This window comes from Frankia alni ACN14a (assembly GCF_000058485.1).
GTDB classification, from domain to species: domain Bacteria; phylum Actinomycetota; class Actinomycetes; order Frankiales; family Frankiaceae; genus Frankia; species Frankia alni.
The window spans coordinates 100,633-113,990 of the sequence record NC_008278.1; the positions used below are offsets into that span (position 1 = coordinate 100,633).

The window sequence follows — 13,358 nt, forward strand, 5'->3', positions numbered from 1 at the left end:
CCGGCGTCCGCCGTCACATCCGGGGCCCGGGGTGGGCCGACCGGGCCGGCGCCAGCAGGTTCCAGATCACCCCGGTCGTGGCGAAGGAGTTCGGTCCGGTGGCAGGCGGCCAGCCGTGAGCCATCGAGGGCAACAGGTACTGGACGACCCGGGCCGAGGACGCGCACCGGGTTTCGCGGCGGACGGCCACCGGCCCCGTCGTCGTCGGCACGGCCGGGGGACCGGCGGTGGCGGCCAGACCGTCGGGCAGCGGTGTTGGCGCCCCGGCGGGCGGTGTCGGCGCCGCGGGCGAGCCGGTGGCCACCCCGGGCTGCTGCCCGGCGGACAGGGCGAGGGGCGATTCCGGGGCGTGCCAGGGCACCCCGGTGGAGTCGGTGAGGATCGTGTCGCCGGGCTGGCTGGGCAGCGGGCACTGGTCCACCGCGCGGAACGGCGCCATGCTCTCCTCGACCGGCGTGATCGCCGTCAGCAACACCGGTGACCACTGCGAGCCGAGGTAGGGGACGTGACCGTCTGCTCCGCCGTGCACGACGACGACGGTCAGCGGAGCCGCCGGCTGGCACTGCGCCACCTGCCGGCTCGCCGCCACCACGGCGATGCCGGCGAGCTCGTCGCCGTGCTCGCAGGCGTACCGGTAGGCGAGCATCCCGCCGTTGGACAGGCCGATCAGGCTGACCCGCGTGCGGTCGATCGGATAGTTCTCACTCAGGTGGGCGATCAGGGCACGCAGCCAGCCGACGTCGTCCGTATTGTTGATCTTTGCGGTGTCGCAGCAGGTCCCGGCGTTCCAGGCCTTGCCGATGCCGTCCGGGTAGACGACGGCGAGGCCCGCGGTCCGGGCGAGGCCGTCGAGATCCCAGTGAGCCTTGGGGTCGGTGCCGTCGTAGTGCAGGCTGTGCAGCGCCACTATCAGCGGGTAGGGCCGGGGGGTGCCGGGTGGCGGCAGTGTGATGCGGATCGGCGTGCCGCGGCCGGACCGTTCGAACGCGTCCGGCCCGGTGGTCGGCGTCGCGCTCGGAGTGGCCCCGGGGACCACACCGCCGCGGCGGGTCCCGCTCAACCCGCTACAGCCAGTTACGACCAGTAGCACGGGGAGCAGGAAGGTGAGGAGCCAGACCGCGGTGACGCGGCGGCGACGAACGGCCGGCACGGTGGCCATTCTGACCCGCCGCACGCGGGCTGGGCGTCACCGGTGCCGGTGATTACTCTTCGTGTTGGAACTACTACGAGCGAGGTCGCCCTCCGGGGCGCGGACCACATTGAGGCGGGGGCGCTCCGCCGCGGCCGGAGGTGACCACCGGCCGGTGGGGCGCGGCGGGGGAGCCGGGGTGTTCTCCGCGGCGGTGCGATAGCGGTCGAACGCCTCCTGGGCGCGACTCTCCAGGTCGTCGACGAGCGCCAGCGACTCGCGCACCCGACGTTCTCCCGCGGGACCGGCGGCGAGCAGGTCCGACAGACAGTTGTCCACCGCGCGCCGCGCCGCCAGCCAGCCGAGGAGCAGTCGGGAACGCTCCATGTCCGAAAGCTCCTCCACCGAGATGTCCCTCCGCTCGCCACTCGTGACGTTGATGAGGTTCCTGCCGCGAAGATCGGTCGTGGGGAGATCGATCGGCGGGTCTCCTGGCTGGGTCAGGTGTCCGGGTCAGGTGTCGAGATCAGGTGTCCGGGTCCGGGCGGAATGGGGGGTTCAGGTCCGCGACCGGCGCTGACATCCCGTCCTCTCCCAGAGTGCCCCACCCAGGGGCCGAACGCGCCGTAGTTCGCCTAACGCACATCCACTGGTCCCTGCGTGACGGTAGAGGCGGGAGCGTGCCACAGGCTACGGGGGTCCCTCCGCTCGGGGCCGGTCGGCGGGCCGCGACGGGGCGTTCGACCGTGGCGGCGAGGCGGAGGCCGAGGTCCGGTCGGGCCCGGCGGGGTCGAAGGGCACCTGTTCGCCCGGCGGTGGGATCGACGGGCGGGGCGCGGTGGCGGCGGCCGCTCCTGAGGCCGGGGCCGGGATCGACGGCGCCACCGGGCCGGCGGCCGGATCGGGTTCGACCGGCACGTCCGGGTCGTTGGACAGCTCCCCGGGCCTCGGTCCGCCGCCTCCCGGCTCGCCGCCTTTCGGTCCGCCGCCTCCCGGCCCGGGGGCATCGGCATCGGCATCGGCGTCGGTCAGGTCTGGGCCGACGCGGTCGGTACTGCCAGGGTCGGCGGCACCGGGGCCGGCGGTGCGGGCGTTGGGGTCGGTCGAGCTGGGATCGGCTGTGTCGGGGTCGCCGGTGCCGGGGCTCGCGACGCTGGGGCTGGCGGTGCTGGAGCTGGCGGTGCTGGGGTCCAGGTCGGCGCCATCGGGGTCGGGGTGGCGTGCGCGCCAGGTCAGCCGAGCCTGGGCGGCGGTGTCCTCGGCATGTTCGAGGATCTCCTCCCAGCGAAGCTGCATGGGACGGACGAGGCCCCCGCCGACGCCGACCACGATCACCCCGGTCAGGGCGGCGAGGACGGCCCAGAGCACGGGGGTCGTGACCGAGGTCGCGAGGCCCACCTCGTCGAGCCCGGCCTTGCCGAACGCGATCACGAGGACGGCGGCCACCGTGTTGCCGGCCGCGCGTGCGTAGCTGAGTTCCCGCAGCGCCTCGCGCACGAAGGTCCGAGCGAGGCGGGCGAGGCTGACCCCAATCGCGATGATCACGGTGGCGAGCATGGTGTGCAGCAGCAGCGCGAGCAGCTCGGTGACGGTGTCCTCGGCGGCGCTCGGGCCGAAGACCCCCACGGCGACGCGCAGCACCGCGAGCAGGCCGAGGCCGGTGAGCACCCGCACCGCGCCCGCGCGAACGTCCGCGGCCGGCCGACGCAGCAGGGCCGGCAGGCCGCACCGGTCGAGGACCCCGTCGAATTCCAGCCGGGCCGCCAGGGCGGTCAGCAGCCGTGCCCCGGCCCGGACCAGCAGGCCGCCGAGCAGGCAGATCGCGAGGAAGACCCCGATCTTCGGCCCGGTTTCCGCGATGCGGGACCAGGCGTCCGAGAAGCCGCGATCCCACGCGATGGCGACGGTCTCCTGCACCGGCCGATTGTACACTCACAGTAGTTTTTCGATGACGCACAGCTATAGATCGGCGGGTCCTCCGGGCGTCGTCCCGCGCTGCCACGGCGCGGGCCGGGCGTCGGTCTAACGTCCGGTCGCATGACGGTGTCGGTCTGCTGGCTGCGGCGGGATCTGCGACTGAGCGACAGTCCGGCGCTGTGCGCGGCGGTGGACGGGGCCGACGATGTGCTGGTGCTGTTCGTCCTCGACGACGCGCTGCGCCGCCCGGCCGGGCCGGTTCGGCTCGCGTTCCTGTACCGCTGCCTGCGCGAGCTGGACGACCGGCTGGGCGGCCGGCTGTGCGTGCGCCGCGGCGACCCGGTGGACGTCGTACCCGAGGTCGCGCGGGCCGTCGACGCGCGCCGGGTGCACATATCCGCGGACTACGGGCCCTACGGGCGGCGTCGCGACGGCGAGGTCGAGCAGGCGCTGCGCGCCGGCGGCCGGGAGCTCGTCCGGACCGGGTCGCCGTACGCGGTCGCGCCGGGCCGGCTGGCCACGGCGGGCGGCACGCCGTTCCGCGTCTTCACGCCGTTCTACCGGGCGTGGAAGGAGCATGGCTGGCGCCGCCCGGTCGCCGAGCCGGTCGGCGCGCGCTGGGCGCTGCTGGCCTCGGACGGTATCCCGGCCGATCCGGACCTCGGGGGTACCCGGCTGCCCGCGGCGGGCGAACGGGCCGCGCGCGAGCGGCTGGCCGAGTTCCTGGCCGGGTCGCTGACCGGCTACGCCGAGCGGCGTGACGTGCCCGGCCAGGACACCACCTCGCGGCTGTCGCCCTACCTGAAGTACGGCTGCATCCATCCGCGGACCGTCCTTGCCGAGCTCGACCGAGCCACCTCTCCCCGTGACGCCGAGAAGTTCCGGTCGGAGCTGGCCTGGCGGGAGTTCTACGCCGAGGTGCTCGCGGCGAATCCGGCGTCGGCCCGGGCGGATCTGACCGGTGCACTGGCCGACATGGCATACGACCCGCCGGAGGGCGGATTCGAGGCCTGGAAGTGGGGACGGACGGGGTTCCCCATCGTCGATGCGGGCATGCGCCAGCTGCTCGCCGAGGGCTGGGTGCCCAACCGGGTGCGCATGATCGAGGCGTCGTTCGTGTGCAAGGACCTGCACGTCCACTGGACGCACGGGGCGCGGTGGTTCCTCGACCATCTCGTCGACGGCGACCTGGCGTCGAACCATCACGGCTGGCAGTGGACGGCCGGCACGGGGACGGACGCCGCACCGTACTTCCGGGTGTTCAACCCGGTGTCGCAGGGCCACCGGTACGACCCGGACGGGACCTACGTGCGCCGCTGGATACCGCAGCTTCGTGACGTACCGGCGGCGAAGGTGCACGAGCCGTGGACGCTGCCCGGCGGTCCGCCCGCGGGGTATCCGGCGCCGGTGGTCGACCATGCCACCGAGCGGCGGGAGTCGCTGGCCCGCTACGAGGCGGCCCGTCGCCGCGGCTGAGCCGGCCCGAGCAGCTCCGAACTCGGGAGACGGAGCGACACGGAGCGACACGGAGAGGTACGGAGAGGTACGAAGAGGTACGAAACCGGGCATCGGCGGGGATCGTCTAGCGGATCGATGGCTTGCTCGCAAGCGTGACACGTGTCGCGCATCCGACACGCGGGTTGTGCGGTCCGCTGGGTACGGCGGGCGGGGATTGGCCACCCTTGTTCCAGGGCAGGGAGTGTGTGGGCAGGGATCTCCCGCTCGAAGCCCGGTGGAGAAGTGACGGGCTCCGCCGGAGGTGGTCGCGCCCGCGTGGGGTGTGGAGGGCAACCCACGTGCGGCGCGCCACGCCCACCCCGGCGGGGTCGCGGGCCGGCGCGTCCGCTTGAATCGTCAGGGTGAACATGCAGCCTGTCGTGGTGCCCCCCGGCGCGGACCTGCCGGCGCTGGCAGCGGCGGCGGCGAGCTGTCGGGGCTGTGACCTTGCCGAACTGCCCGGCACCCGGACCGTCTTCGGCGCGGGCCCCGGGCGCGCATGGCTGGTGGTGGTCGGCGAGCAGCCCGGAGACGTCGAGGACCGTCGTGGTCAGCCCTTCGTCGGACCCGCCGGCAAGCTGCTCGACCGGGCGCTCGGCGAGGCGGGGCTGGATCGGGCCGAGGTGTACGCGACGAACGCCGTGAAGCACTTCGGCTACCGCACGGGCAACGGACCCCGGCGCATCCACCAGACGCCGCAGGCGCGGCACGTCACCGCCTGCCGTCCCTGGCTCGCCGCCGAGCTGAACGTCATTCGGCCGTCGTTGGTCGTCGTGCTGGGCGCGACGGCGGGTGCGTCCCTGCTCGGGCCGTCGTTCCGGGTGACCCGGATGCGCGGGCGGCTGCTGCCCGGGCCGCCCGGGTCGAACGCCCAGCTGCTTGCCACGCTGCACCCCAGCGCCGTGCTGCGGGCCGATCCGGCGAGCCGGGACGAGGTGTACGGCGGGTTCGTCGCCGACCTGCGGATCGCCGCCGCGGCCCGCCCGGCCCCGGTCGGCGGCGAGCAGGGTTTCCCGCCGGCCTGACCGGCGGGTCGGTGCCTGCGGGTCGGTGCCTGCGGCTCGGCGGGCGCCTGCGAGTCGGCGTCAGGCGACGATGTCGACCGGAGTGCCGAGCGGGACGGTCTGGGCGAGGCGGGTGATCGCGTCGTTGCTCAGCCGGATGCAGCCATGGCTGACATCCTTGCCGATCATCTTCGGTTCGTTGGTGCCATGCAGACCGATCACCGGCTTGCGGCCGTCGAACGAGCTCAGCGAGGTGGAGAAGCCGTTCAGGCCGAAGGCGTACGGGCCGTACGGGCCGTTCGGGTTGCGCGGCCGAAGCAGCTCCATCAGGTAGAAGCGGCCACCCGGGGTCGGGGTGTCGGTGGTGCCGATGGCCACCGGTTCCTGCGCGATCTGCTTGCCGTCGCTGAACACCTGCAGCAGGTGGTGACCGCGGGACACGACCAGCCGGAAGGGCGTCTCCGACGCGCTGACCTGGTCGGCCTTGACCCAGCCGGTGCTGCCGTTGGGCTGGACGGGCAGCATCACCTGCCACCAGCCGGGCATCTTGGCCTGGACCAGGAAGACCCGCTTGACGCCGTTCTCGTTCGGGCTCGCGAGCGTGGACGACGGCTGGGTGTCCGTGGGGGCGCTGTAGATGTCCACGCTGGTGCCGACGGCGGTGACCACCGTGCTCTTGTTCTGCCCGAGGCCCGCGATCGCGGCGAGCTGGTTACGGACCTGCGGCGAGAGGTTGGTGGCGGCGTCGTGGCTGCCGTCGCCGCCGCCGCACCCGGTGAGCACCACGCCGCCGAGGACGGCCGCGAGGATTCCCGTGGCCGTCCGGGAACCGAGTCGGCTGATGGTCATCCGGTGTAGTACGGCTCGGCCGTGACGGAGCTGCCGGCGGCGGGCGCGGCGATCGGCAGCGCCGCGGGCACGGGGATCGCCGGCGGTGCGCTCGTCGCGCCGCCGCAGTTCGACACCCCGACGGTGGGCACGGTCACGAGCAGGAGCTTCGTCTCGGCGTCCCAGGGGGAGCCGACGACGGCGAGGGCCTTCGACGGGAGGTCGACGGTCTGCGTCGGACCGATGTCGAGGATGCCGCCGCCCAGGTTGGTGTCGAACCAGCCGAAGCCGAAGCTCTTGTCGCTGGTGTTCTTCAGCTTCCAGGCGGGCTCGCCGCCGTTGCAGGTGAAGGTGAGGACGAGGGGGTTGACGTCGATGTCCTCGATGCCGTTGATCTCCCTGTCCAGCGGCACCTTGAACGGCAGCAGGTCGAGGAACCCGTCGAGGGTCGGGTCACCGGTGCCGCCGGTCGAGGCCGCCGCGCCGGCCGGAGTGGCCGACGCCGAGGCCGAGGCGCTCGGGTCGGCGCTCGCCGTGGCGCCGGCCACCGGGCTCGGCGTGGCGCTCGGGTCGACGCTCGGGGTCGCGCTCGGGTCGGCGGACGGGCTGGTCGCGGCGAGCGCGGCGGCGGTCGGGCTCGGCGACGCGCTGGCAGACGCGCCGGCCGCCGCGGGAGCCGTCGGAGTCGGTGTGCTGACGGCGGCGGTCTCGGTAGGTGTGGGTGACGGCGTTGTGGCGGACGCCGGCGAGGCCAGCGCGATCGCCGCCACGCCGAGAACGCCGGCCACCACGACCCGCATTCGCGTGCTGCGCATGAATCCGTCTCCCTCGACATCTGCCGGGTCAGGAAACCTCGACGGGAAGCTTTGATCGGGAAGAAGGTAGCAACGCGGCGGACGTCCCGCTACGTCCGGGTCGGTCGTAGCGGGACCGTTGGGTGAACTTCGCGATGATTCGTGGTCATCCCGTGCTGTTCGCCGCAACCAAGTGGCGTCCGGATGAACGCCGACGCTGAACGACACCGAACCGCGAACAGCGATCGGTCCGGATGCGCGATCGGTTCGATGCGGCGATCGGTCCGATGCGGCGATCGGTCCGATGCAGTGAGCGGTCCGGATGAACGGGTGACCGCGCCGCCGCGGCAATGGTGCCGCCGGCGGCGCGGTTGCTGACGGCCTCGTCCCCCTCTCGGCCGCCCCCGTCCGAGTCGCCCCTGTCCGCGCCGTCCCGCCTGGGCTCGCCCGTTTCGGCCGTCCGCCCTACCCCGTCGGTACGGGTTGGCGCGCTGTCGGCCGGCGCGGGTTGGGGCGCCGGCCCGGCCCGTCGCCGCCGCGGATACCGAAGCGCGTGTTTCGTGGCGGGAGCCCGACTGAATCCGCCGGGCTGTACCTGTTTTCCTTTCGCCGGCCTCGCCGTGGGCGCCCGGTCGGATTTCTCCTGTGCCGCCGGTGGCAATGGAGGCAGGTCCGCCGCCATCACGCGCAGCACGTGGTCGGCGGGTTGTCCGGGCGGGTTGTCCGGCGGGCGTGCGCCGCGAGAATGCGAGCGGGGACCGGCGGTATCGAACGGTGTCGTCCGGACGACCGGGTCCGGCGGACGGACCGGGTTCGGCGAGGCGATTCCTGTGCGGTGTGTGAGGTGTGAGGTGAGCATCCGCTGCCGGTACCCGGGCGAGGGCCGGGTGTCACGGGGAGAGCCGCTCGACGGCCCAGCGGTCCGCGGTGCAGACGCGGCGGTAGCGCAGCCGGTCGTGCAGCCGGTTCGTCCGCCCCTGCCAGAACTCGACGGTGTCGGGCACGAGGCGCAGCCCGCCCCAGAACGGCGGGGTGGGCACCGGGGTTCCCGCGGGCCAGCGGGCCGCGAGCTCGGCAGCTCGGGCGTCCAGGACGTCTCGGGACTCGATGATCTGCGACTGGTGGCTGGCCCAGGCACCGAGCTGGGACCCGCGGGGCCGGGAGGCGAAGTACTGCTCGGTCTCGGTCCTGCTGACGCGCTCCACCGCGCCGATGGCCACCACCTGCCGTTCCAGGGTGTACCAGGGGAAGACCAGCGAGCCGAAGGGATTCTCGGCGCTCTCTCGACCCTTGCGGGAGGTGTAGTTCGTGTAGATCACGAAGCCGCGGTGGTCGAAGCCCTTGAGCAGTACCGTCCGCGCGCTCGGTCGGCCGTCCGCGGACGCGGTGGCGAAGACGGCCGCGTTGGCTTCGGGGACGCCCGCGCCCGCGGTGCTCGCGTCGGCGAACCAGCGGGCGAACTGTTCGACCCAGGTCGTCGCAAGCTGCTCCGGTTCCAACCGACCGGCGTGGTAGCTCTGCCGCTGCCCGGCCGGATCGGGACCGTCCGGGCGGTCTGCACCGGGGGAGACGGCTGTGCGTCGGGGGGATGCGGCGGACGGCGGGTTGGAGGCCATCGGAGGATGGTGCCAGTCGCGCCCCGGCGCTCAGCCGAGCTCGCGCAGGACCGTGGCCACGCCGCGATCCCAGTGGGTGGTCAGGTCGAGGCAGGGCCGCCCGCCGAGCCGGCTGGGGGCCTCGGTGCCGGAGAGGATCACGGGCAGCATGACGATCCCGCGGGACGACAGGTCCGCGGCGAGCGCCGGCAGAAATTCCTGCGCCACCCACGGCGCGTGAATTCCCAGGGTGGAGTGGCCCAGCACGAGAAAATCCGCGGTGGCGAGCGTGTCATTCATGAACATGGGCACGGTGTCGCCGATGCGCACCTCCCAACGGTCCAGGTGCACCGCGTGACCCACCGCGTTGACCGCCCGCCCCAGCCGTTCGGCGCTGGCGATGTCCGCCGCGCGATGACTGATGAAGACGAACGCCATGATCTCCCGAGCTCCCGATCCGGTTTCCGCGCAGCGTGACCGCCGGTCAGGCGGGCCATTTCCTCCTGCCGACCGTAGCGCGGCGCGATCTCCGCTGGTCGGCCGTCCCTGGCGTCCCTTCCGGCAGCTTGTTGCAAATAGCCGCACAAACGGACAAAGCGCCTGTGAGGGATCTCATAAATTGTCGGATGAGTGTGGCAGGGTTGGCGATGTGTGAGGCCGCTGCGTCCGTCGGCGGGCCGGATCGAACGGCGCGAAGTGGCGGCGCTCTGGCGCGTCCGGATGTCGCGGGGCAGGATCGGATGGAGCAGGACCGACGAGGCAGGCACGACGGGCCGCCGGTCGACGTGCGCGCGGGGGCGCGACAGAGCGCCGGTCGAACCACCCCCGGTCGAACCAGTCGCCGGTCGAACCAACAGACAGAAGCGGAGATCCGGACTCGATGGCCGAGAAGACAAGCGATTTCAAGCCAGGTCTGGAGGGCGTGATCGCCTTTGAGACGGAGATCGCCGAGCCGGACAAGGAGGGCAGCGCGCTGCGCTACCGCGGGGTCGACATCGAGGACCTCGTCGGCAAGGTGGACTACGGCCACGTCTGGGGGCTGCTGGTCGACGGAGCGTTCGAGCCCGGGCTGCCGCCGGCCGAGCCGTTCCCGGTGCCGGTGCACTCCGGTGACATAAGAGTGGACGTGCAGAGCGCCCTGGCGATGCTCGCCCCCTACTGGGGCCTGGGCCAGCTCATCGACATCGCCCCCGAGCAGGCCCGCGACGACCTCGCCCGCGCGTCGGTGGTGGCGCTGTCCTTCGTCGCCCAGTCGGCCCGGGGCCTGGGGCAGCCCGCGGTCCCGCAGAAGGAGGTCGACCGCGCCCGCACGATAACGGAACGGTTCATGATCCGCTGGCGGGGCGAGCCGGACCCGAAGCACGTCCAGGCCGTCGACGCCTACTGGGTGTCGGCCGCCGAGCACGGCATGAACGCCTCGACGTTCACCGCCCGGGTGGTCGCCTCGACCGGCGCCGACGCCTCGGCCGCGCTGTCCGCCGCCGTCGGCGCGCTGTCCGGACCGCTGCACGGCGGTGCACCCTCCCGCGTGCTCGCGATGCTCGACGAGGTCGAGCGCACCGGCGACCCGCTCGGCTACGTCCGGCGCGCCCTGGACCGCAAGGAGCGGCTGATGGGCTTCGGGCACCGGGTGTACCGCGCGGAGGACCCGCGCGCCCGAGTGCTGCGCCGCACGGCGCGCGACCTCGGCTCCGACCGCTACGAGGTGGCCGAGGCGCTCGAGGCGGCCGCGATCGAGGAGCTGACCAACCGCTTCCCCGACCGCCCGCTGCGCACGAACGTGGAGTTCTGGTCGGCCGTGGTGCTGGACTTCGCCCAGGTGCCCGCCCATATGTTCACGTCCATGTTCACCTGCGCCCGCACCGCGGGCTGGAGCGCTCACATCCTCGAGCAGCAGCGCACCGGCCGGCTGATCCGCCCGTCCGCCCGCTACGTCGGCCCGGACCCGCGTCCGCTCGGCGACGTCTCGCCGGGGGTGCCCCGTGGCTGACGCCGCCGCGATCCACCTGCCCGACAGCCTGCGCCCGGCCGACGGCCGCTTCGGCTGCGGCCCGTCGAAGATCCGCCCGGACGCCGTCGCGGCCCTGGCCGCCAGCGGCGTGACCTACCTCGGCACCTCGCACCGCCAGAAGCCGGTCAAGGGCCTGGTCGGCCGGGTGCGCGCGGGGCTCGCGGAGCTGTTCTCGCTGCCCGCCGGCTACGAGGTCGTGCTCGGCATCGGCGGGGCCACCGCGTTCTGGGACGCCGCCGCGTTCAACCTGGTCCGCACCCGGTCGCAGCACCTCGTCTTCGGCGAGTTCGGCGGAAAGTTCGCGGACACGACGAAGGGAGCGCCGTTCCTGGCGGAGCCTTCCGTGGTGTCCTCGGCGCCGGGAACGCACCCGGACTGGGCGCCCGAGGCCGGCATCGACGTCTACGCCACCCCGCACAACGAGACCTCCACCGGCGTCGCGCGCCCGGTGCGCCGCCCGGTCGGCGCCGACGCCGACGCCCTGCACCTCGTCGACGCCACCTCCGGCGCCGGTGGCCTGCCCGTCGACGTCTCCGAGGCCGACGTCTACTACTTCGCGCCGCAGAAGAACTTCGCCTCCGACGGGGGCCTGTGGACGGCGCTGTTCTCCCCGGCGGCGATCGATCGGCTCGCCGAGATCGCCGCGACCGACCGGTGGATCCCGCCGTTCCTCGACCTCACCACGGCCCGCGACAACAGCTCCAAGGACCAGACGTACAACACTCCCGCGGTGTCGACGCTGTTCCTGTTCGCCGACCAGATCGAGTGGATGCTCGCCCAGGGCGGGCTGGACTGGTGCGTGCGCCGCACCGCCGAGTCGTCGTCGATCCTCTACACCTGGGCCGAGAAGACGGCGTACACGACGCCGTTCGTCGCCGACCCGGCGCAGCGCTCCCAGGTCGTCGTGACGATCGACTTCGACGGGGTCGACGCGGCCGCGGTGGCGAAGGTGCTGCGCGCCAACGGCGTGGTCGACGTCGAGCCGTACCGCAAGCTCGGCCGCAACCAGCTCCGCGTCGCCACCTTCCCGGCCATCGAGCCGGCCGACGTCGAGGCCCTCACCGCGAGCATCGACTACGTCGTCGAGCGCCTGTAGCGGGGTCGATCCGCAGCCGGAGACGACGACGGCCCGTGGGGAGGGATACTCCTCGCGGGCCGTCGTCGTCGGCGTCGCAGCCGACGGGGACCGGGTTCGCCGGCGGCGGTGTCCGCCGTTCAGCGCAGGGGGCGCTCCGGGGCGGCCTGGGCGGCCTGGGCGGCGATCGGGTCGGCCTCGGTGTCGGCGGTCGCGCCGCGGTCGTCCATCGGGACGTAGGGGCGCTGGTCGTAGCCGACGTAGAGCTGGCGCGGGCGGGCGATCTTCTGCTCGGGGTCGAGCAGGCCCTCCTCCCACTGGGCCAGCCAGCCGGGCATCCGGCCGATGGCGAACAGCACCGGGAACATCTCCACGGGGAAGCCCATGGCCTGGTAAATGATGCCGGTGTAGAAGTCGACGTTCGGGTAGAGCTTGCGGGCGATGAAGTACTCGTCCTCCAGCGCGATCCGCTCCAGCTCCATGGCCAGGTCCAGCAGCGGGTTCGTGCCGGTGACCTTGAAGACCTCGTCGGCGACCTGGCGGATCACCCGGGCGCGCGGGTCGTAGTTCTTGTAGACCCGGTGGCCGAAGCCCATCAGCTTCTTCTTGCCGTCCTTCACCTGGGCGATGAAGGAGGGGATGTTCTCGACCGAGCCGATCTCGGCGAGCATCCGCAGCACCTGCTCGTTCGCCCCACCGTGCAGCGGGCCGTACAGCGCCGCGATCGCGGCGGCGGCCGCGGAGAACGGGTCCGCCTGCGAGCTGCCGACGGCGCGCATCGCGTTCGCCGAACAGTTCTGCTCGTGGTCGGCGTGCAGGATGAACAGCACGTCGAGGGCGTGCTCCAGGTTCGGGTCCGGCTCGTACTTGAGCTCGGTGGCCTTCCACATCATGTTGAGGAAGTTGCCGGCGTAGGACAGGTCGTTGTCCGGGTAGACGTACGGGAAACCGACCGAGTGCCGGTACGAGTACGCCGCCAGCGTCGTGATCTTGGCGATCAGGCGGACGATCTGGAGGCGGCGCAGGCCGGGGTCGTCGATCGTCTTGGCGTCCGGGTAGAAGGTCGACAGCGCGCCCACGGTGGACACGAGCATGCCCATCGGGTGGGCGTCGTGGTGGAAGCCGTCGATGAACTTCTTGATCGACTCGTGCACCAGGGTGTGGTGCGTGATCTCGTCTTCCCAGGTCGACAGCTCGTCGGTGGAGGGAAGCTCGCCCGCCAGCAACAGGTAGGCGACCTCGAGGAAGCTGCTCTTCTCGGCGAGCTCCTGGATCGGGTAGCCGCGGTAGCGCAGGATGCCGGCGTCACCGTCGATGTAGGTGATGGCGCTGCGGCAGCTCGCGGTGTTCGTGAACGCCGGGTCGTACGCCATCAACCCGAAGTCGTCGTCGCCCGTCTTGATCGAACGCAACGCACTCGCGCGTACCGTGCCGTCCGTGACCGGGATCTCGTACGTCTTACCGGTTCGGTTGTCGGTGACGGTCAGTGTGCTGACCTGCTCGGACAC

12 protein-coding genes are annotated in these 13,358 nt (G+C 72.6%); 4 read left to right on the forward strand and 8 right to left on the reverse strand.

What is annotated here, in order from left to right; genetic code table 11:
* Positions 1-13: 13 nt before the first annotated feature.
* The 3 genes from FRAAL_RS00475 to FRAAL_RS00485 form a co-directional block, all read right to left on the reverse strand.
* Entirely contained in the window at positions 14-1,159 is a 1,146-nt protein-coding gene (locus FRAAL_RS00475; RefSeq protein WP_041938612.1) for a CE1 family esterase, read from the reverse strand.
* Positions 1,160-1,186: 27 nt separating this feature from the next.
* On the reverse strand, positions 1,187-1,516 hold the full coding sequence (locus tag FRAAL_RS00480) for a hypothetical protein (protein ID WP_231861441.1): 330 nt from the start codon (positions 1,514-1,516) through the stop codon (positions 1,187-1,189).
* Positions 1,517-1,819: 303 nt separating this feature from the next.
* The gene (locus tag FRAAL_RS00485) at positions 1,820-3,046 is read right to left on the reverse strand and encodes a mechanosensitive ion channel family protein (protein WP_157891936.1); all 1,227 of its coding nucleotides are present in this window, start codon (positions 3,044-3,046) and stop codon (positions 1,820-1,822) included.
* A gap of 120 nt (positions 3,047-3,166) precedes the next feature.
* On the opposite strand from FRAAL_RS00485, the gene FRAAL_RS00490 reads away from it, so the two are divergent.
* Positions 3,167-4,522, forward strand: coding sequence for a cryptochrome/photolyase family protein (locus FRAAL_RS00490; protein ID WP_011601367.1), 1,356 nt, complete (start codon positions 3,167-3,169; stop codon positions 4,520-4,522).
* Positions 4,523-4,911: 389 nt separating this feature from the next.
* Positions 4,912-5,568 (forward strand): UdgX family uracil-DNA binding protein, encoded by a 657-nt coding sequence (locus tag FRAAL_RS00495; protein ID WP_041940016.1) that lies wholly within the window; start codon positions 4,912-4,914, stop codon positions 5,566-5,568.
* Between the two features lie 60 nt (positions 5,569-5,628).
* On the opposite strand, the gene FRAAL_RS00500 is transcribed toward FRAAL_RS00495, so the two are convergent.
* The 4 genes from FRAAL_RS00500 to FRAAL_RS00515 all read right to left on the reverse strand — a co-directional run bounded on the left by FRAAL_RS00500 (position 5,629) and on the right by FRAAL_RS00515 (position 9,202).
* Positions 5,629-6,396 carry a L,D-transpeptidase gene (locus tag FRAAL_RS00500; RefSeq protein WP_011601369.1) on the reverse strand — a complete coding sequence of 256 codons (768 nt, stop codon included), beginning with the start codon at positions 6,394-6,396 and terminating at the stop codon, positions 5,629-5,631.
* On the reverse strand, positions 6,393-7,190 hold the full coding sequence (locus tag FRAAL_RS00505; RefSeq protein ID WP_041938613.1) for a hypothetical protein: 798 nt from the start codon (positions 7,188-7,190) through the stop codon (positions 6,393-6,395). The genes FRAAL_RS00500 and FRAAL_RS00505 overlap by 4 nt, the downstream gene beginning before the upstream one ends.
* 869 nt (positions 7,191-8,059) lie before the next feature.
* The gene (pdxH, locus tag FRAAL_RS00510) at positions 8,060-8,785 is read right to left on the reverse strand and encodes a pyridoxamine 5'-phosphate oxidase (RefSeq protein ID WP_011601372.1); all 726 of its coding nucleotides are present in this window, start codon (positions 8,783-8,785) and stop codon (positions 8,060-8,062) included.
* A gap of 30 nt (positions 8,786-8,815) precedes the next feature.
* On the reverse strand, positions 8,816-9,202 hold the full coding sequence (locus FRAAL_RS00515) for a toll/interleukin-1 receptor domain-containing protein (protein ID WP_011601373.1): 387 nt from the start codon (positions 9,200-9,202) through the stop codon (positions 8,816-8,818).
* Positions 9,203-9,644: 442 nt separating this feature from the next.
* Between FRAAL_RS00515 and FRAAL_RS00520 the strand changes: the two genes are divergently transcribed.
* Complete coding sequence (locus FRAAL_RS00520) at positions 9,645-10,754, forward strand: citrate synthase 2 (protein WP_011601374.1); 1,110 nt, start codon at positions 9,645-9,647, stop codon at positions 10,752-10,754.
* Positions 10,747-11,871, forward strand: a complete 1,125-nt coding sequence (gene serC / locus FRAAL_RS00525) for a phosphoserine transaminase (RefSeq protein ID WP_011601375.1) — start codon at positions 10,747-10,749, stop codon at positions 11,869-11,871. Before FRAAL_RS00520 ends, serC begins: the two co-directional genes overlap by 8 nt.
* Positions 11,872-11,990: 119 nt before the next feature.
* Here serC and FRAAL_RS00530 read toward each other — a convergent pair whose 3' ends face one another.
* Entirely contained in the window at positions 11,991-13,358 is a 1,368-nt protein-coding gene (locus FRAAL_RS00530) for a citrate synthase (RefSeq protein ID WP_011601376.1), read from the reverse strand.